The organism is Pseudomonas sp. GW822-FHT06B12 (genome assembly GCF_058799675.1).
Genome location: NZ_JBXALR010000021.1, coordinates 1 through 18,709, shown reverse-complemented (window position 1 = coordinate 18,709; position 18,709 = coordinate 1). Strand labels below are relative to the sequence as shown.

Annotated in this window: 19 protein-coding genes; 10 read left to right on the top strand and 9 right to left on the bottom strand. The window is 58.6% G+C overall.

Going from position 1 to position 18,709, the window contains the following annotated elements:
- A complete protein-coding gene (yfiB, locus tag AC1RKH_RS27990; RefSeq protein ID WP_493064599.1) occupies positions 1 to 504 on the top strand; it encodes an outer membrane lipoprotein YfiB in 504 nt (167 codons plus the stop codon).
- On the opposite strand, the gene AC1RKH_RS27985 is transcribed toward yfiB, so the two are convergent.
- On the bottom strand, positions 501 to 1,448 hold the full coding sequence (locus AC1RKH_RS27985; protein WP_054594129.1) for a LysR family transcriptional regulator: 948 nt from the start codon (positions 1,446 to 1,448) through the stop codon (positions 501 to 503). The two genes, yfiB and AC1RKH_RS27985, sit on opposite strands and share 4 nt — an antisense overlap.
- Positions 1,449 to 1,613: 165 nt before the next feature.
- On the opposite strand from AC1RKH_RS27985, the gene AC1RKH_RS27980 reads away from it, so the two are divergent.
- The 4 genes from AC1RKH_RS27980 (at position 1,614) to AC1RKH_RS27965 (ending at position 5,804) form a co-directional block, all read left to right on the top strand.
- Positions 1,614 to 3,137: a CoA-acylating methylmalonate-semialdehyde dehydrogenase gene (locus tag AC1RKH_RS27980; protein ID WP_493064598.1), complete on the top strand. Its 1,524-nt coding sequence runs from the start codon at positions 1,614 to 1,616 to the stop codon at positions 3,135 to 3,137.
- A gap of 10 nt (positions 3,138 to 3,147) precedes the next feature.
- Positions 3,148 to 4,035 (top strand): 3-hydroxyisobutyrate dehydrogenase, encoded by an 888-nt coding sequence (gene mmsB, locus AC1RKH_RS27975; protein ID WP_123424137.1) that lies wholly within the window; start codon positions 3,148 to 3,150, stop codon positions 4,033 to 4,035.
- Positions 4,036 to 4,243: 208 nt separating this feature from the next.
- Complete coding sequence (locus AC1RKH_RS27970) at positions 4,244 to 5,089, top strand: M15 family metallopeptidase (protein ID WP_493064597.1); 846 nt, start codon at positions 4,244 to 4,246, stop codon at positions 5,087 to 5,089.
- Positions 5,082 to 5,804 (top strand): L,D-transpeptidase family protein, encoded by a 723-nt coding sequence (locus AC1RKH_RS27965; protein WP_493064596.1) that lies wholly within the window; start codon positions 5,082 to 5,084, stop codon positions 5,802 to 5,804. Before AC1RKH_RS27970 ends, AC1RKH_RS27965 begins: the two co-directional genes overlap by 8 nt.
- 90 nt (positions 5,805 to 5,894) lie before the next feature.
- On the opposite strand, the gene AC1RKH_RS27960 is transcribed toward AC1RKH_RS27965, so the two are convergent.
- The 3 genes from AC1RKH_RS27960 to AC1RKH_RS27950 form a co-directional block, all read right to left on the bottom strand.
- The gene (locus tag AC1RKH_RS27960) at positions 5,895 to 6,239 is read right to left on the bottom strand and encodes a cupin domain-containing protein (RefSeq protein WP_493064595.1); all 345 of its coding nucleotides are present in this window, start codon (positions 6,237 to 6,239) and stop codon (positions 5,895 to 5,897) included.
- 104 nt (positions 6,240 to 6,343) lie between these two features.
- Positions 6,344 to 6,715, bottom strand: a complete 372-nt coding sequence (locus AC1RKH_RS27955) for a MerR family transcriptional regulator (RefSeq protein WP_493064594.1) — start codon at positions 6,713 to 6,715, stop codon at positions 6,344 to 6,346.
- A gap of 53 nt (positions 6,716 to 6,768) precedes the next feature.
- Positions 6,769 to 7,344: an NAD(P)H-dependent oxidoreductase gene (locus tag AC1RKH_RS27950; protein WP_493064593.1), complete on the bottom strand. Its 576-nt coding sequence runs from the start codon at positions 7,342 to 7,344 to the stop codon at positions 6,769 to 6,771.
- A 223-nt stretch (positions 7,345 to 7,567) separates the two neighbouring features.
- Here AC1RKH_RS27950 and kynB point away from each other — a divergent pair, with 223 nt between their 5' ends.
- On the top strand, positions 7,568 to 8,233 hold the full coding sequence (gene kynB / locus AC1RKH_RS27945; protein ID WP_493064592.1) for an arylformamidase: 666 nt from the start codon (positions 7,568 to 7,570) through the stop codon (positions 8,231 to 8,233).
- Positions 8,230 to 9,114: a tryptophan 2,3-dioxygenase gene (gene kynA / locus AC1RKH_RS27940; RefSeq protein ID WP_493064591.1), complete on the top strand. Its 885-nt coding sequence runs from the start codon at positions 8,230 to 8,232 to the stop codon at positions 9,112 to 9,114. The genes kynB and kynA overlap by 4 nt, the downstream gene beginning before the upstream one ends.
- Positions 9,115 to 9,190: 76 nt before the next feature.
- Here kynA and AC1RKH_RS27935 read toward each other — a convergent pair whose 3' ends face one another.
- From AC1RKH_RS27935 to antA, 4 genes are all read right to left on the bottom strand, one after another.
- Positions 9,191 to 10,594, bottom strand: coding sequence for an amino acid permease (locus AC1RKH_RS27935; RefSeq protein WP_493064590.1), 1,404 nt, complete (start codon positions 10,592 to 10,594; stop codon positions 9,191 to 9,193).
- Positions 10,595 to 10,671: 77 nt separating this feature from the next.
- On the bottom strand, positions 10,672 to 11,694 hold the full coding sequence (gene antC, locus AC1RKH_RS27930; protein WP_493064589.1) for an anthranilate 1,2-dioxygenase electron transfer component AntC: 1,023 nt from the start codon (positions 11,692 to 11,694) through the stop codon (positions 10,672 to 10,674).
- Between the two features lie 18 nt (positions 11,695 to 11,712).
- Positions 11,713 to 12,204: an anthranilate 1,2-dioxygenase small subunit gene (gene antB, locus AC1RKH_RS27925; protein ID WP_493064588.1), complete on the bottom strand. Its 492-nt coding sequence runs from the start codon at positions 12,202 to 12,204 to the stop codon at positions 11,713 to 11,715.
- Between the two features lie 2 nt (positions 12,205 to 12,206).
- Entirely contained in the window at positions 12,207 to 13,595 is a 1,389-nt protein-coding gene (gene antA, locus AC1RKH_RS27920; RefSeq protein ID WP_493064587.1) for an anthranilate 1,2-dioxygenase large subunit, read from the bottom strand.
- A 478-nt stretch (positions 13,596 to 14,073) separates the two neighbouring features.
- On the opposite strand from antA, the gene AC1RKH_RS27915 reads away from it, so the two are divergent.
- Positions 14,074 to 15,087: an AraC family transcriptional regulator gene (locus AC1RKH_RS27915; protein WP_493064586.1), complete on the top strand. Its 1,014-nt coding sequence runs from the start codon at positions 14,074 to 14,076 to the stop codon at positions 15,085 to 15,087.
- A gap of 22 nt (positions 15,088 to 15,109) precedes the next feature.
- Here the strand turns inward: AC1RKH_RS27915 and AC1RKH_RS27910 are convergent, their stop codons facing one another.
- Positions 15,110 to 15,583: an Lrp/AsnC family transcriptional regulator gene (locus tag AC1RKH_RS27910; RefSeq protein ID WP_493064585.1), complete on the bottom strand. Its 474-nt coding sequence runs from the start codon at positions 15,581 to 15,583 to the stop codon at positions 15,110 to 15,112.
- A gap of 176 nt (positions 15,584 to 15,759) precedes the next feature.
- Here AC1RKH_RS27910 and kynU point away from each other — a divergent pair, with 176 nt between their 5' ends.
- Both kynU and AC1RKH_RS27900 read left to right on the top strand, forming a co-directional pair.
- Positions 15,760 to 17,010 (top strand): kynureninase, encoded by a 1,251-nt coding sequence (kynU, locus tag AC1RKH_RS27905; RefSeq protein WP_493064584.1) that lies wholly within the window; start codon positions 15,760 to 15,762, stop codon positions 17,008 to 17,010.
- Between the two features lie 156 nt (positions 17,011 to 17,166).
- Positions 17,167 to 18,579 (top strand): amino acid permease, encoded by a 1,413-nt coding sequence (locus tag AC1RKH_RS27900; protein WP_493064583.1) that lies wholly within the window; start codon positions 17,167 to 17,169, stop codon positions 18,577 to 18,579.
- The last annotated feature ends 130 nt before the right edge of the window (positions 18,580 to 18,709 follow it).

Below are 18,709 nucleotides of genomic sequence, written 5' to 3'. Positions count from 1 at the left end.
TTGTTTTCACTTACTCAACGTTCCCTGCGATTTTTCACCCTGACCTTGCTCATGGCCGTGCTGGCATTGAGCGGCTGCCAAACCGCACCGCAAAAAGGCCTTACTCCGGCGCAGATCGTGGTGCTTAAACAGCAGGGTTTCGAGTTGACCGAGGAGGGCTGGGCTTTCGGTTTGTCGGGCAAGGTGCTGTTTGGCAGCGACGTTGATCACCTGAACGCGCAAAGTACCGAAATCGTCGAGCGAATCGGCAAGGCGTTGCACAGTGCCGGCATTGAGCGCGTGCGGGTCGATGGTCACACCGACGGATCGGGTAAAGAGGCCTATAACGAGCAACTTTCCCTTCGCCGCGCCAAGAGTGTCAGCGCGGTGCTGACCAGCGTCGGCCTGCGCGAGGAGAACATTCGACTGCGTGGCCTGGGCAGCGCCGAGCCGGTTGCCCCCAATAACACGGCTACCGGACGCACCGAGAATCGCCGGGTGTCGATCGTGGTGATCGCCGACTAGTCGGCAAAGTGCATCGTTCGGGTTTCACCCATCAATAGCGCCTGATTCTGCTCGGTCACGGCGCGGATGTAATCCCAGAGCAGGGTGATCCGCTTGAGCTTGCGCAGGTCCTCGCGGCAGTACATCCAGAACTGTCGGGTGATGTTGATTTCCTCCGGCAGCACCGGCAGCAGCCGTGGATCCTGGGCCGCCAGAAAACACGGCAGAATCGCCAGCGAGCGCCCTTGCTGCGCGGCCACGAACTGCGCAATCACGCTGGTGCTGCGCAGGTTGGCGCTGGCGCCGGGCAGCACATTCGCCAGGTACAGCAGCTCCGAGCTGAACGCCAGATCGTCGACATAACTGATGAATTGATGCTTGCCCAGATCTGCCGGGCGGCGGATGGGCGGGTGTTGGTCGAGGTAGTCCTGGGTCGCGTACAGCTGCAAACGGTAGTCGCAGAGTTTGCAGCAGACGTACGGGCCGTGTTCCGGGCGCTCCAGGGCGATGACAATGTCCGCCTCGCGCTTGGACAGGCTGATGAAGTGCGGCAGCGGCAGGATATCCACCGAAATCGCCGGATAGGCATCGACGAAGTGGCTGAGCTGCGGGGTGATGAAAAAGCTCCCGAAACCCTCGGTGCAACCCATCCGTACATGGCCGGATAACGCCACGCCTGAGCCGGACACCTGCTCGCACGCCATGTGCAGCGTGCTTTCTATGGACTCGGCATAACCCAGCAAACGTTGGCCTTCGGCGGTCAATACGAAGCCGTTGGTCCGCGATTTTTCGAACAACAAGGTTCCCAACGCACCTTCCAGCGAACTGATCCGCCGTGACACGGTGGTGTAATCCACGGCCAGGCGTTTGGCGGCGCTGCTGGCCTTGCGGGTGCGGGCAACCTCGAGGAAAAACTTCAGGTCATCCCAGTTCAATGAGCCTAACGATGTGATGTTTTTTTGCATGTTGGACCGGCTTTTATGTGCGTTCTTATTAGAAGTTTGCACATCTATACTCCAAAAACAGTCCGACAACCAATTTGCGACACACGCCTCATCGCAAGGCGACTTTCTCGCCTTCGCTCCCAAGATAACAACACCGCTTCAGTCACCAGAAGCCAGGAGACGAACATGAACGCATCGCTCACGCCAGAAACCACCGTGCAAAAGGTCAAGCTGTTGATCGACGGCCAATGGGTCGAGTCGCAGACCACCGAATGGCACGACATCGTCAACCCGGCGACCCAGCAAGTTCTGGCTAAAGTGCCGTTCGCTACGCTTGCGGAAGTCGACGCTGCGATCAGCGCCGCTCATCGCGCCTTCCAGACCTGGAAGCTGACGCCGATCGGCGCGCGGATGCGCATCATGCTCAAGCTTCAGGCATTGATTCGCGAGCACTCCAAGCGCATCGCCGTGGTTCTCAGCGCTGAACAGGGCAAAACCATCGCCGACGCTGAAGGCGATATTTTCCGTGGCCTGGAAGTGGTCGAACACGCGTGCTCCATCGGCAGCCTGCAGATGGGCGAATTCGCTGAAAACGTCGCTGGCGGCGTTGATACCTACACCCTGCGCCAACCGATCGGCGTCTGCGCCGGCATCACGCCGTTCAACTTCCCGGCGATGATTCCTCTGTGGATGTTCCCGATGGCCATCGCCTGCGGCAACACCTTTGTGCTCAAGCCATCCGAGCAGGACCCGATGTCGACCATGCTGCTGGTGGAACTGGCCATCGAGGCCGGCATTCCTGCCGGCGTGCTCAACGTGGTTCACGGTGGCAAGGACGTGGTGGACGCGCTCTGCACCCACAAAGACATCAAGGCTGTTTCGTTCGTCGGTTCGACCGCGGTTGGCACTCACGTCTACGACCTGGCCGGTAAACACGGCAAACGCGTGCAATCGATGATGGGCGCCAAGAACCACGCGGTGGTGCTGCCCGATGCCAATCGCGAGCAAGCCCTCAATGCGCTGGTCGGTGCCGGTTTCGGCGCGGCCGGTCAACGCTGCATGGCCACCTCGGTGGTGGTGCTGGTGGGCGCGGCCAAGCAGTGGCTGCCAGACCTCAAGGCCTTGGCGCAAAAACTCAAAGTGAATGCCGGCAGCGAGCCAGGCACCGATGTGGGGCCGGTGATTTCGAAGCGGGCCAAGGCGCGGATTCTTGAGCTGATCGAAAGTGGCATCAAGGAAGGCGCAAAACTGGAACTGGATGGTCGTGACATCAGCGTCCCGGGGTTCGAAAAAGGCAACTTTGTCGGCCCGACCCTGTTCTCCGGCGTAACCACCGACATGCAGATCTACACCCAGGAAATCTTCGGCCCGGTGCTGGTGGTGCTGGAAGTCGACACCCTCGATCAGGCCATTGCCCTGGTCAACTCCAACCCGTTCGGTAACGGCACCGGCCTGTTCACCCAGAGCGGCGCGGCGGCGCGTAAGTTCCAGAACGAAATCGACGTTGGTCAGGTCGGCATCAACATCCCGATTCCGGTGCCGGTTCCGTTTTTCAGCTTCACCGGTTCGCGTGGTTCCAAGCTCGGCGACCTCGGTCCGTATGGCAAGCAAGTGGTGCAGTTCTACACTCAAACCAAGACCGTCACCAGTCGCTGGTTCGACGATGACAGTGTCAATGACGGTGTGAACACAACCATCAATTTGCGTTAAGGAGCCGGACATGAAAATCGCTTTTATCGGTCTCGGCAACATGGGCGCGCCGATGGCGCGCAACCTGATCAAGGCTGGCCATTCGCTGAACCTGGTCGACCTGAACAAAGCCGTACTCGCCGAGTTGGCGCAACTGGGCGGCAGCATCAGCGCTTCTGCGCGTGAGGCCGCACAAGGCGCAGAACTGGTGATCACCATGTTGCCGGCGGCTGTGCATGTGCGCAGCGTCTGGTTGGGTGAAGACGGCGTGCTGGCCGGGATCGCCAAGGGCGTTCCCGCCGTGGATTGCAGCACCATCGACCCGCAAACCGCCCGCGATGTCGCCGCTGCTGCGGCCAAGCAAGGTGTGGCCATGGCTGACGCGCCGGTTTCCGGTGGCACCGGTGGCGCTGCGGCCGGGACGCTGACGTTCATGGTCGGCGCGACGCCGGAGTTGTTCGCCACCCTGCAACCGGTACTGGCGCAGATGGGCCGCAACATCGTGCATTGCGGTGAAGTCGGCACCGGGCAAATCGCCAAGATCTGCAACAACCTGTTGTTGGCGATCTCCATGGTCGGCGTCAGCGAAGCCATGGCTCTGGGTGATGCGCTGGGCATCGACACTCAGGTGCTGGCGGGGATCATCAACAGTTCGACTGGTCGTTGCTGGAGTTCGGAGATGTACAACCCATGGCCGGGCATCGTCGAAACGGCGCCGGCATCGCGTGGTTATACCGGTGGTTTCGGTGCCGAATTGATGCTCAAGGACTTGGGGCTGGCCACTGAAGCCGCGCGTCAGGCGCATCAACCGGTGATGCTCGGTGCGGTGGCTCAGCAGTTGTATCAGGCGATGAGTCAACGTGGCGAAGGCGGCAAGGATTTCTCGGCGATCATCAACAGCTACCGCAAACCTTCGTAGGAGCTGCCGCAGGCTGCGATCTTTTTGGCAGTCGTTCAGCAGGCATTTTTCCGAGAGCCCACGTCGGGTGGGCTCTCGGTTTTTTGAGTCCAGGATCACCCTGGTTTCAAAGCGACATGGCTGGTGTATCGGGTTGCGCATTGATACTGTCCCAGACCCGACCCATTGCCTGATCTGGTCTAAAAACCAGCCTCTCTGGATGCAGCGCATGCGCGATCTAAGCGTCATCAAATCTCCGTCCTTCGCGATGATATTTGCGGCGTGTTCGCACAGCCTGCTCGCGCGGATCTGGCTACGATCAGCCCTGTGCTTGAGCATTGTCGCGCCCTGCCTGGCCGGTGCCGAGCCGAGGCCCGAGCATATGGTCTATTTGCGTACGATTGATCCGAGCATCGCGCAAGATATCCGCTATGCCAGCGCTCACAACTTCACTGGACACCCACTCGACGGCTACGGCGCTGCGGAGTGCATTTTGTCGCTGGACGCCGCAAAGGCCCTCGCTCGGGTACAAGCGGCACTGCGCACGCAAGGCTACGGTTTGAAGGTGTTCGACTGCTATCGGCCCGCCCGTGCTGTCGCCGATATGGGGCGCTTCGCGACGGAACCGGGTGACCCACGCAAGGCCGAGTTCTATCCGCGCGTGGACAAGCAAGACTTCTGGCGTCTGGGTTATGTGGCACGGGTTTCGAATCATTCCAAAGGCGGCACTGTGGATCTGACACTGACAGGTCCCGAGGCTCTACCCGCTGGAATATGGAGCCCCTCAGCCCCGCAAGTCGATTGTGCTGCCCCCTATGAGCAGCGTTGGCGCGATGGCGCACTCGATATGGGAACCGGCTTCGATTGCTTCGATGAGCGAGCGCACACCGATAACCCGACCATCAACGCGACCGCCAGAGAAAATCGCCAGCGGCTCAGCAGTGCCATGGAAAAAGAGGGATTTACCGGATATTCGAAAGAATGGTGGCACTTCACCTACACCCGGGATGATGCGTTGAAGAGCGTCATGGATTTCCCCATTACGCCGCTGGGCTCCAGCATCACCGATGAATAGATTGCTTAAAGCCTGGTCGTTGGTGGCGCTTGTTTTTCCATTCGCAGCGCTGGCACAGGTGCTGGATACCAGCAACCAGCTCATTGTGGTCACCACAAAAAACTGGACTGATGTCCAGGGGACCGCCCAGCGCTATGAGCGGCATGGGAAAACGTTTCAAAAATACGCAGGGCCATTTCCGGTGGTTGTAGGCAAAAGCGGAATGGCCTGGGGACGGGGGGTAAGCGATGTTGACCCGCTTGAAGGTCCGGTCAAACGTGAAGGCGATGGAAAAGCGCCGGCCGGGATATTCAAACTTGGAACGGCTTTTGGTTATGACAGTACGGGCAAAACCAAACTGCCTTACCTGGTCCTGACACCGACTATCGAATGCGTTGATGACAGCCACTCCAAACGCTATAACGAGCTTGTCGACGGGGCGACGATAGCCAAGGACTGGAACAGTTCCGAACGCATGCGTCGCGATGATGACATGTATCGAAAAGGCATCTTCATCGAGCACAACACGCCGGCGTCCCCCGCCTCAGGCTCGTGCATTTTCTTCCACATCTGGCGTTCCCCCACGTCCCCGACGCTGGGTTGCACAGCCATGGATCAAGCGGATATTTCTCGCTTGTTCAGTTGGCTGAATCCTCGCCAGACACCTCTGCTGGTTCAGATGCCTGAAGCGCAATACGAGCACTTTCGCGCAAGCTGGGGCCTTCCCGAACGTTGATACCGTTGCCCGACCCAAGTTCCTCTGTTCGGGACGCTAGGAGCCAGCGACGGACATTCGGGAAGGTGGTTGCTCAAGGTGCGCGCAGATTCAGGCAAACACGAAATACTTGCGCACCGTTTCTACAACCTCCCAAGTTCCTTTCATGCCAGGCTCTACGATAAATATGTCGCCTGCCTTCAAATGAATAGGTTCCTTACCCTCAGGAGTAATAATGCAGTATCCCTCGCGGAAATCGCAGTATTCCCACTTCACATACTCCACGTACCATTTCCCCGGCGTGCAGATCCAGGTGCCCATGATCTTGCTGCCATCTTCGCTGGTGTAGGCGTTGAGGTTGACGGTGTGCGGATCACCTTCGAGCTTTTCCCATTTGCAGGCATCAAGCACCGGCAGCGGGTGGGTATCGCGAAGAACGGTAATGGGGTTGGACATGCTGACTCCGAGCGTTAGGCAGGACTGAAGTCGCACCCTATAGTGCCCGGCACGGTGTCAGTTGTCTGTGCTCGACACTGAGCTATCCAGAAACGCGCTATCGATCAAACCCGCTCAAGCGGACAGTCGGATTGAGCCTGCTTGAGGCTGGCTTCGAATTCAGTCAATTGCACGTATTGGCGGGTCAACACTGCGATTTTGTCCGTCAGTTCCTGTTTTTTATCGGCAATCGCCTGGTGCGCCAGATGCCAGGGCAGTGCCTGTCCACGGTAGCCCTCAAGCATTGCCTGCAATTCCTTGAGCTTGAACCCCAGTTGCTGAGCACATTTGATGAAGGTCAACAGCTCGACGCTCTGTTGGTCATAGAGGCGGTATTTTCCCTGGCGTTGCGCGGGCGGCAGGAGGCCGATGTCCTCGTAGTGGCGAATGCTCTTGATGGTTGTGCCCGACAGTTGCGCGGCTTTGCCGATGAACATGAAAAATCCCTTTCGTAAGTGCTCCTGATGACGCGTGCGATTATCCGCGAGACTCAGCCACTACCGATAGCCTGCGCTTGCATCAGCCAGAGTTCCCTTTGATGCTCACTCGAGCCCAGGACCGGGCCGAAGGTCAGAGTGTTGAGTGGCGTGATGCCACAGAACGCCAGTGTGGTTTTGCGCATCTGGTGCAGCCCGGGCATGCGATAAAACCAGCGGTAGTACCAGGGCGGGGTGTCCATGGTCACCAGCAAGTCGGCCGTGCGCCCGTGCAGGAGTTTGTCCGGGAAAGCTTTGCCCTGACGGTACTTGAAGGCGAAACCGGGAAGGAGTGTTCGGTCGAGAAATCCCTTGAGTAGTGCGGGAATGGCCCCCCACCAGATCGGATACACAAACGTCAGGTGTTCGGCCCAGGTGATATCCGCCTGAGCCTTCAGCAGATCGGCTTCCAGTGGCTGAATCTGTCGATAGCCTTCGCGCAATATCGGGTCGAAACTCAAGCTTCCCAGACGCAGTTCACGGACCTCATGCCCGGCGGTTTTCGCCGCCTGCACATAGCGGTCGGTGAGGGCGCCGCAGAAACTGTTGCTGGATGGATGGCCGAGAATCACCAGTATCCGTTTGCTCATCACTTCGTCCCCAGGCAGCAAAACGACAAGGATAAAGTCGGCCCCTTGGGGGAGAGTCAAGCGTCGTTCAGGTGCCTGTTTCGCGCATTGAAATTTCCACCCGCTAAACTTTGGATTCTTGGCATTAAGTGCGAAACATTTGGGCGTTCCCGACGGATTTCGCAAGAATCTTCACAGCCATCACTCGTATCATTCCACGCGTGAGTAGGCCGAGAGCTATGCAATGAAAAAAACAATGTTGTGGTGGGATATCAGCCCACCCTTGAGCACCGCAACGCCGACATGGCCGGGTGATACGCCGTTTCAGGAGGAGCGCGTCTGGACCTTCGGGCCTGAATGCCCGGTGAATGTCGGCCGCATCACCCTGTCTCCTCACACCGGCGCGCATGTCGATGCGCCGCTGCATTACAGCGCCGACGGTGCGGCTATCGGCGATGTATCGCTGGATGTCTACATCGGCCCGTGTCGCGTATTGCACTGTCTGGACAGCGGTCGGCTGGTTCAGCCCGAGCAACTGGAAGGGCGCCTTGCGGATCTGCCCGAGCGCGTCTTGCTGCGCACTTATCAACAGGTGCCGCTGACGGCCTGGGATCCGGATTTCACCGCTGTGGCCAAAGAAACCGTCGACTTGCTGTCGAGCCTTGGCGTGCGGCTGATCGGTATCGATACACCGTCGCTGGACCCGCAACAGTCCAAGACCATGGATTCGCACAACGCAGTGGCCCGCCATGGCATGGCGATCCTTGAAGGCATCGTGCTCGATGACGTGCCGGAAGGTGACTATGAACTGATTGCGCTGCCGCTGCGGTTTGCCAACCTGGACGCGAGCCCGGTCAGGGCGATTTTGCGTCCCCTGAACAAACCGCCACTTGAGGAGACTGCTCAATGAGCCAATGTCCCTATTCATCATCAAATCAGTCTTCATCAAATCAGCCATCTTCAAACCAGCCGGAAGATTGGCATAACGCCGAGCTGAATTTTTCCGACTCCATGAGCTACGGCGATTACCTGGATCTGGGGAAGATTCTCAGTGCTCAGCACCCTCTGTCGCCGGACCATAACGAGATGCTGTTCATCATCCAGCATCAGACGTCCGAGCTGTGGATGAAGCTGATGCTGCACGAACTCAAGGCCGCTCGCGAACACGTCAGGCTGGGAGAGTTGCCACCGGCGTTCAAGATGCTGGCGCGGGTGTCGCGGATCTTCGATCAATTGGTGCACGCCTGGACAGTGCTGGCGACCATGACTCCCACCGAGTACCACGCGATCCGGCCGTTTCTGGGCCAGTCATCGGGCTTCCAGTCGTTTCAGTACCGCGAGATCGAATTCATCCTCGGCAACAAGAGCGCAACGCTGTTGCGTCCGCATGCCCACCGGCCCGAACTGTTGGCGGAACTTGAAAAGGCCATCGCCACTCCGTCGCTGTATGACGAAGCGATTCGGTTGATGGCCGGCGCAGGATTGGCGATTGATCCACAGCGCTTCGAGCGCGATCCGGCCGGCCCGACCGTGCATGACGCCTCGGTCGAAGCGGCCTGGCGTGTGGTCTACACCGACCCTTCGCGATATTGGGATCTCTACCAGTTGGCGGAGAAACTGATCGACCTGGAGGACTCGTTCCGTCAATGGCGCTTCCGCCATGTCACCACGGTTGAACGGATTATCGGTTTCCAGCCGGGCACCGGCGGCACTGAAGGTGTCGGCTATCTGCGCAAGATGCTCGATACCGTGCTGTTCCCGGAATTGTGGCGCGTGCGTTCGACCCTCTGACCCAGGCTCTATGCTACAGAAAGCAAAAGCCCCGGCATTCATCGAATGCCGGGGCTTTTTGTCGACCGGCTGAAGGTTAGTGAGCGACCGACAACGAGCGAGTTCTGGCTAACCGAATCCGGTAGAACACAAACAGGATCAGCACCCAGACCGGGATGGCATAGACCGATGCGCGTACCCCGGGAATCATCAGCATCACATAGATGATCATGGCCATGAACGCCAGGCACAGGTAATTGGTGTACGGCGACCAGAATGCCTTGAAGCCCGGCACGATGCCGCGTTGGCCCATGGCCTTGCGAAACTTCAGGTGAGTCAGGCTGATCATCGCCCAGTTGATCATCAACGAGGCGACCACCAGCGCGAACAGCAACTCAAGCGCTTCATGCGGGGCGACGTAGTTAACCAGCACAGACAACATCGTCATCAGCGCCGATACGCCCAGCGCCCGTAACGGCACGCCCCGTTTGTTCAGCTTCATCAGTGGCTTGGGGGCATCGCCCTGTTCCGCCAGGCCGAAGAGCATGCGGCTGTTGCAATAGACGCAGCTGTTGTAGACCGAGAGTGCCGCGGTGAGCACCACAACGTTGAGGATCTGCGCCGCGGTGTCGCTGCCGATCAAGGCGAAAATCTGCACAAACGGACTGCCGCTGTAGGCATCGCCGGAAGCGCCCATTGTTTGTAGCAGTTGGTCCCATGGGTACAGCGACAGCAGCACGGTGAGTGCGCCGACGTAGAAGATCAACACGCGGTAAACCACCTGATTGATCGCCTTGGGAATGACTTTCCTCGGCTCGCTGGCTTCGGCGGCAGTGATGCCCACCAGCTCCAGGCCGCCGAAGGAGAACATGATGAACGCCATCGCCATCAGCAAACCGTTGGTGCCGTTGGGGAAGAAACCACCGTGGCTCCACAGGTTGCTCACCGACGCCTGCGGGCCGCCGGTGCCGCTGATCAGCATGTAACAGCCAAGGACAATCATGCCGATGATCGCCACGACCTTGATGATGGCGAACCAGAACTCCATTTCACCGAAGACTTTGACGTTCATCGTGTTGATCAGGTTGACCAGTACGAAGAACACCGCCGCGCTGACCCAGGTCGGCACCTCGGGCCACCAGAACTGCACGTATTTGCCAACGGCGGTCAGCTCCGCCATGCCTACCAGCACATACAGCACCCAGTAGTTCCAGCCGGACAGGAAGCCGGCAAAACTACCCCAGTAGTTGTGCGCAAAATGGCTGAAGGAACCGGCGACCGGCTCCTCGACAATCATCTCTCCCAGTTGGCGCATGATCAGAAAGGCGATGAAACCGGCAATGGCATAGCCGAGGATCATCGACGGGCCTGCCGATTTGAGCACGCCGGCGGAGCCGAGAAACAGCCCTGTACCAATCGCGCCGCCCAGCGCGATCAGCTGAATATGCCTGTTTTTCAGCCCCCGCTTGAGTACGCCCTGTTGCAGTATTTCATCCGCCATCTGGTTACCTTCTAGTTGTTATGGTCAGGCCTGGTTTTACTTCGATAGCTTATTCAATTACCGCGCGTTTGTGAGCCTCAGACGTTACTTTCGGTGAATTTTTCGTAATACAGCTGCACATTGTCCAGGGTTTGATCCTGTAACCAGCTCTTGATCGACTCGACCATCGGCGGCGGTCCGCAGACGTACATGTCGACCGTGGTATCGCGCAGTTCGCTGGCATCGAAATGTTCGGCAATGTAGCCGCGCTTTCCCTCCCAACCCGGTGATGGGTCGCTCACCACTGGCGTATAACGAAAGCCCGGAATGCGTTGAGCATAGGCATTAATACGTTCGCTTTCGCACAAGTCGGCAGCGTCCCGTACGCCGTAGTACAGGTGTACAGGCTGTTCGCAACCGCGCGCAACGATTTCGTCGAGCATGCCCAGCAGTGCGGACAGCCCGGTGCCACCGGCCACCAGCATCAGCGGTCGGGCGATGTGGCGAAGATAGAACGCACCCAACGGTGCTTCCAGGCCAATGGTATCGCCGACCTGGCAGCGCTCACGAATGTAATTGCTCATTACCCCGTCGGGTAACAGGCGAATCAGAAATTGCAGCTGATTGCTGCTGCTTGGGCGATTGGCGAACGAGTAGGAACGTTTGCTCGTGGTCCCTGGAATCAGCAGGCGAGCGTATTGCCCCGGCAGGAAGTCCAGTGGCTGGGTGGCCACGCCCAAATCCAGATGCAGGATCGCGGTGCTGGCCGAGACCTGACGCACATGCGTGACCGTGCCGCTGAGTTGTTCAGGCCCTGCGGCATTGCACAGGCTGGAAGCGAAGTCGAAATAGAACGCGGCATCGGACTTCACCCGCGTCTGACAGGTGAGCATCTTGCGTTGTTGCAGGTCGAGGCTGGTGAGGGCTTCTTCATCCACATAATCCTGGCTGTAGTCGCCGGATTCGCAGCGGCCCTGACAGGTCCCGCAGACGCCCTCGCGGCAGTCCAACGGAATATTGATGCCGTTGCGCAGCGCGGCGTCGAGCAGTATTTCGTTGGCCTGCACGGGAAAAAACAGTGTTTTGCCGTCGGCAAAACTGAACGCAACCTTGTGGTTCATGCCTCGGTCTCCATGGATTCAGAGGTGGTAGAAATCGAGCACCGAGTTGATGGTGTCATTGAGCAGCAACACGTGTTTGCGGGTAATCACCCAGCTGTCTGCGTGAGGCTTGAGGCGATAGGTTGCGGTCCCGTAAAACTGCTCGGACGTGGCCAGGCGATAGAACAAGGTGTGCCAGTTCAGACGCACCTCCAGCTCAGTGTTTTCGAGTTCGCTGATGCGCACGTTGTTGATCAGGTGCAGGGTGCGCGGCATCGGCGTAGCCGACGCGGCTTTACCGGTGCGCAGGCGGAACACGCGGTCCTCCAGGCCCGAGCGGTTGGCGTAGTAGATCAGCGACATTTCGCGCTTGGGGTCACGGGTATAGACGTGCTCGGAATCCCATTGCGGCAGGTGGAACTTACTCTGCTCGTCAAAGAGCGTGATGTAGGCGTCCCAGTCCTTGGCGTCGCATAGTTCGGATTTGCGGTAGAAAAACTGCTCGATCTGATACTGCAATTGCGGATTCATGTTCACACCTCACGTAGCTTCAGGGATTTCGCGTCCAGGCCGTCGAGCAGAAATTTCTGCCAGTTACTGTGCTGGTTGACGTAAAGCCCTTCGTGGGTGAATTCGGTGCCGGTCATGGCCGGCGCGATGCCGATCGACTCGCTGTTAGGCGTGGCGCCTGTCGCCCACTGGTGGCTGCCGCGTGAGATATCGCTCCAGCGTTCCAGCCGTGCCTGGAAACCGCGCTGAGCTTCGCGGAACTCCACCAGGTCATCCGGCGTACCGAGCCCGGACACGTTGAAGAAGTCCTCGAACTGGCGAATCCGGTTCTCGCGATCGGCGTCCGACTCGTTTTTCACGCCCAGGCACTGGCTGATGATTTCGGTTTTGTTCCAGGCCACCGGGCGGATGATCCGTAGCTGCGAACTGATTTGGTCGAGGAAAAACAGGCTCGGATAGATGTTCAGGTTGCGCAGCCGATGCATCATCCATTCGGCTTTTTCCTGGCCGTGTTCCTCGATCAGGCGCGGCATGATTGTCGCGTAGCCGGAACGCACCGTCGGGTTGGGCATGTCGCTGAACAGCAGGCTGTGGCCGTTGTTGAAGGCGAACCAGCCGTCATCGGTATTGGCGTCACCAGCCCCCAGTTTGCTGTAGTCGAGCGTGCCGCTGGCGCTGGTGCCATTCTCGCTGTTGACCTGCTGGCGGTGCTGCACGGTGGCCACGTAGTTATAGTGGACCGTGCTGACGTGATAGCCGTCCAGGCCGTTTTCGTTCTGCAGTTTCCAGTTACCGTCGTAGGTGTAGGCCGACTTGCCGGGCAGCACTTCCAACTCACCGGTGGGCGACTGGGCGACCATCATGTCGAAGAACACTTTGGCATCGCCGAGGAAGTCTTCGAGGCTGTTATCGCCATGCACATCCAGGCTGATAAACACGAAACCCTTGTAGCTCTCGATGCGGGCCTTTTTCAGACCGCGTGTGGCTTTGTCGAAACCTTCCGGGTACTCGCCGGGGGCCTTGACCTTGACCAGGCGTCCGTCGCTTTTGTAGCACCAGGCGTGGAACGGGCAGGTAAAGGTCGATTGGTTGCCTTTGCCGACGCGGGTCAGTGTGGTGCCGCGATGCTGACAGGCGTTGATCAGCGCATTGAGTTGGCCGTCGCCATCACGGGTGATGATCATCGGCTGGCGACCGGCACGCATGGTGACGAAGTCGTGATTGTTGGCCAGTTCGCTTTCGTGGCAGGCGTAGATCCAGTTCTTCTCGAAGATCAGCTCCATCTCCAGATCGAACAGTTGCGGCTCGGTAAAAATATCCCGAGCAATGCGGAACACGCCTTCTGCCGGACGGAAGTCCAGACAGCCTTCAATAAACGCTTTCCACTGCTCGACGCTTTTTTCGCCACTCATGGGTGTGCACCTTTTTTATTCAGGTCAATCGGTGCACTCATTAGAGAGAGTGGGGCGGGCAGGGGTCTATCCGGTTAGTCGACGAAGGCAGTCCATAAAGTTCGAAGCACCGGGTGCCCCCGAAAGATCGCAGCCTTCGGCAGCTCCTACGCCGGGCGCGCACACCCGTAGGAGCTGCCGAAGGCTGCGATCTTTCCAGGTAACACCCCATGTATCGAGGTGGGCAGGTAATACTCAAGACCCATGCACCATTCGATGAACGGCCGCCCCTGTTTGCAGCATTGAGGTACTGTCTTGGGCAGCCTTGAGCGTTGTTTGAAGGTGAGCCCCGGTTCCAGAACCGCCGCGTTATCCACTTAGTCGATGATTGCTATCCATCGGGTTGGCGCAGGCGTTGAGTGGTCTGGAACTTGCTCGACTCAAGTCAGAGGCGCGCCGTCAGAGCGTGCTGAAAAAATATTGCCGTGGGTGCGCCGTGATGAGTAGCAAAGCTGATCCGCAGTTTCGCGATATTCGTATCGATCACTATGACCTTGAGGGCGCGAGGACCTGGATGTCGGGTATCTGCGGGCCGCACCGTCTCGAAACCGCGACCCCCGAGCGGATCCGCTTTCATCACACGGCCAACGTCTTCAAGTCGATGGCCACGACCCTGGGCACTATCGAATACGGCACCGATGTGACCGTCGATATCGAAGACGCCGAGCACTTCAGCAGCTACAGCCTCAGCCTGCCGCTGGTCGGTGAGCAGGAGCTGAGCAAGAACGGCACGCTGCTCAAATCCAATCGCGATCAAGGGGTGATCATCTCGCCGAATGAAAACCAGATGCTGGCGATCTCCGGTGACTGTCGCAAGGTCCAGGTGGTGATCACCCGTGCGGCCATGAGTGAATCCCTTGAAGGGATGTTGCAGCGCCCGCTGGATACACCGCTGCGTTTCGAGTCGGTGATGGATGCGGTAGACGGTGCGTCGGCCTCGTGGTGGCGGATGGCGCGGTATTTCATCGCTGAGCTTGAGCGCAGCAGCGCGCTGTTCGAGCAGGTGGCCTTCACGCGGGACATTGAAAGCTCGTTGATCAAAGGCCTGATCCTCGCCCAGCCGAACAATTACTCCGATGAGCTGCGGGACGTGTTGGGCGTGAAGTTGCCGCATTACCTGATCAGGGCCAAACAGTACATTCACGACAACGCCCGCGAAGTGCTGCACCTGGAAGACATCGAAGCGGCGGCCGGGGTTTCGCGGTTCAAGTTGTTCGAGGCGTTCAGGAAGTACTTCGCCTTGTCGCCGATGGCCTATCTGAAAAAGTACCGCTTGAATGCGGTGCGCCAGGACATTCTTGAGCAGGGTCTGGCGCGCAATATCTCGGAAATTGCCATGGGCTGGGGGTTCACTCACATGGGGCGTTTTTCCGCCGAGTACCGCAAGTTGTTCGACGAATCCCCCAGCGCAACCTTGCAGCGCAACGAGGCCCGGCGCATGCGCGGGCTTTGACGCAGAGGCAGTCAGTAACGGCTTATTTGCGAGCGACCAGATCGAGCAGATCGTCCTGTTCCTTGATTTTCTGCAGGACGATTTCCGAGCGAATATCGGTCACCCCCGCAGTGCGATTCAGCTTGTTGACGATGAAATCCGAGAAGTGCTTCAGGTTGCGCGCCTGAACCCGCAGCACGTAGTTGCTGGCCCCGGTAATCACGTACGCGGTGGCGACTTCCGGCCACCCTTGTACTTTCTTGATAAACGTCTCGTGCCAGTCCTCGACGTCCTGTCGCAACGACACATGGACGATAGCTTCCAGCTCGATGCCCAGCCGTTCGGCGTTCAACACCGCGCGATAGCCGGTGATGATTCCCTCGCTTTCCAGCAGCCGCAAACGACGCAGGCAGGCCGACGGCGACAGCGCGACTTTCTCCGCCAGTTCCTGATTGCTGATACGCCCATCCTGCTGCAAGTAATGCAGGATCCGCAGGTCTGTCGAGTCGAGAGTCATGGCTTGAATAAATCCGCGATTTTTGGAGTTGGATTCGAATTATCTACGAGATAACTACTATATGGCTGTCCACTTTGCACGAAAATTCTCCAAAGCTTCGTTCATTATCTGCTCATCGTGCTGACGCAAAAAATGCCCAAAACACGGCGACATGTCATAAAAAAACAGGACCTGAAATGACTACAAGAAACGATTGCCTGGCGCTCGATGCGCAAGACTCCCTGGCTCATCTGCGTCACCAGTTCGCGCTCCCCGAAGGCGTGATCTACCTCGACGGCAACTCCCTGGGCGCACGTCCGATTGCCGCGCTTGAGCGTGCTCAAGCAGTGATCGCCGAGGAGTGGGGCAATGGTTTGATCCGTAGCTGGAACAGCGCTGGCTGGCGTGATCTGCCGGAGCGTCTGGGCAATCGCCTGGCCGGGTTGATTGGCGCCGGTGAGGGCGAAGTGGTGGTCACCGACACCACCTCGATCAACCTGTTCAAGGTCCTCGGTGCGGCCTTGCGTGTGCAGGCGATGCGGGCGCCGACGCGGCGAGTGATCGTCAGTGAGTCCAGCAACTTCCCGACTGATCTGTACATCGCCGAAGGGCTGATGGATTTGCTGCAACAGGGTTACAGCTTGCGTCTGGTCGACAGCCCGGAAGAACTGGCGCAGGCGATTGACCAGGACACCGCGGTGGTGATGCTCACTCACGTCAACTACAAGACCGGCTACATGCACGACATGCAGGCCATGACCGCGCTGACCCACGAATGTGGCGCGCTGGCGATCTGGGATCTGGCGCATTCCGCCGGTGCGGTTCCGGTCGACCTGCGTCAGGCCGGCGCAGACTACGCCATCGGTTGCACCTATAAGTACCTCAATGGCGGCCCGGGTTCGCAAGCGTTTGTCTGGGTTTCGCCACAGCTGTGCGATCTGGTCACGCAGCCGTTGTCCGGCTGGTTCGGCCATTCCCGACAGTTCGACATGGCCTCAGGCTACGAGCCGAGCCGCGGCATCGCTCGTTACTTGTGCGGTACTCAACCGATCACCTCGTTGGCGATGGTCGAGTGCGGCCTGGAGATTTTCGCCCAGACCGACATGGCCAGTCTGCGCCGCAAATCCCTGGCACTGACCGATCTGTTTATCCAGTTGGTCGAGCAGCGCTGCGCCGCTCACGATCTGAAACTGATCACCCCGCGCGAACACGCCAAGCGTGGCAGCCATGTCAGCTTCGAACACCCGCAAGGCTACGCGGTGATTCAGGCCTTGATCGCCCGAGGCGTGATCGGTGATTACCGCGAGCCGCGGATCATGCGCTTCGGTTTCACCCCGCTGTACACCAGCTTCACCGAAGTCTTCGATGCGGTGCAGATCCTTGGCGAGATTCTCGATCAGAAAACCTGGTCGCAAGCGCAGTTCCAGGTTCGCCATAGCGTCACCTGATCAAAAGATCGCAGCCTGCGGCAGCTCCTACACGAATTGCGTACACCCGATACGCGGTCACCGTAGGAGCTGCCGAAGGCTGCGATCTTTTACGGTCCCCCCGGTTTACGAACCATGTGCTCTCTTCAAAAAAGACAATATTCAGAGGACAGAGAAATGACCGACAACACCGGATTTGAAACCATCTCCAACCGTGAGCATGGCCTCAGGCGCCAGCTCACTTCGGGGCAGATGAGCATGATCGCGATTGGCGGTGCGATTGGCACTGGCCTGTTCATGGGCAGTGCCTACGCCATCGGCTATGCCGGGCCGAGCGTGCTGCTCAGTTATGCGATTGGCGCGATCATCACGCTGCTGTTGATGGGCTGTCTGGCGGAAATGACCGTGGCCCACTCGACCTCGGGTTCGTTCGGCGCGTATGCCGAGTTCTATGTCAGCCCGTTGGCCGGGTTCCTGGTGCGCTACGCCTATTGGGCGGCGATTGTGTTGGCGGTCGGCACCGAGGTGACGGCGGTGGCGATGTACATGAAGTACTGGTTCGCCAATGTGCCCGAGTGGATCTGGATCGTCTCGTTTTCGAGCATTCTGATCGTGCTCAACGCCATCAGCGTGAAGACCTTCGGCACGTTCGAATACTGGTTCTCGACCATCAAGATCGGCGCGATTGTCGGCTTCATCATCCTTGCGGTGTATGTGGTGTTCGGCTCGGGTAACCCGGATTACGGTGTACATAACTACACCAGCCACGGCGGGTTTTTCCCCAATGGTTTGCAAGGGATGTGGGTGGCGGTGATCGTGTCGATCTTCAGCTACCTGAGCGTGGAAATGATCGCGGTGGCCGCCGGTGAAGCACAGGATCCGGAGCGCGCAGTGAAGAAAGCCTTTCGCGCGACCATCGTGCGGCTGGTGGTGTTTTACCTGCTGACCCTGGCCCTGATGTTGGCGATCGTGCCGTGGGTTCAGGCGGGCGTAGCGCAGAGTCCGTTCGTCACGGTGATGCAAACCATCGGCATTCCCGGCGCCACCGGGGTGATGAACTTCGTGATTCTAATTGCTGCATTGTCGGCGATGAACAGTCAGCTCTACATCACCACGCGGATGATGTTCAGCCTGTCCCGTGGCGGTTACGCCCCCAAGGCGATGGGCGCGTTGAGCAAAAGCGGAATCCCGCTCAATGCCTTGCTGCTGTCGAGTTCGGGCATTGCGCTGGCGACGCTGCTGAACGTGATGTACCCGGAAAGCTCCTTCACCTTGATGATGGCGATTTCGATGTTCGGAGCGATCTTCACCTGGTTCATGATCTTCCTCACGCATTACTGTTTCCGTCGTTATCACGAGCGTCATGGCGAGCGGAAACTGTCGTTCCGCATGCGTCTGTTTCCTTACACCACGCTGTTGGGGCTGGTGCTGATGGGCGCGGTGATGATCACGACTTACTTCACCGAAGCCTTCAAGATGACCCTGGTGTTTGGTGTGCCTTTTCTGTTGATCCTTTCGGTGGTCTATGGGGTGTTCTTCAGGAAAGCCAAGGCATTGGCCGGCACTCTCGACAACGTCTCGGCCCCGTAGGAGCACGGCTTGCCGGCGATGACACTTGCAAAATTGCCATCGCTGGCAGGAGCCAGATCAAAAGATCGCAGCCTGCGGCAGCTCCTTGTATGTTGCACCGGAATCAAACGAGAGGATTTAATCTCGTCGG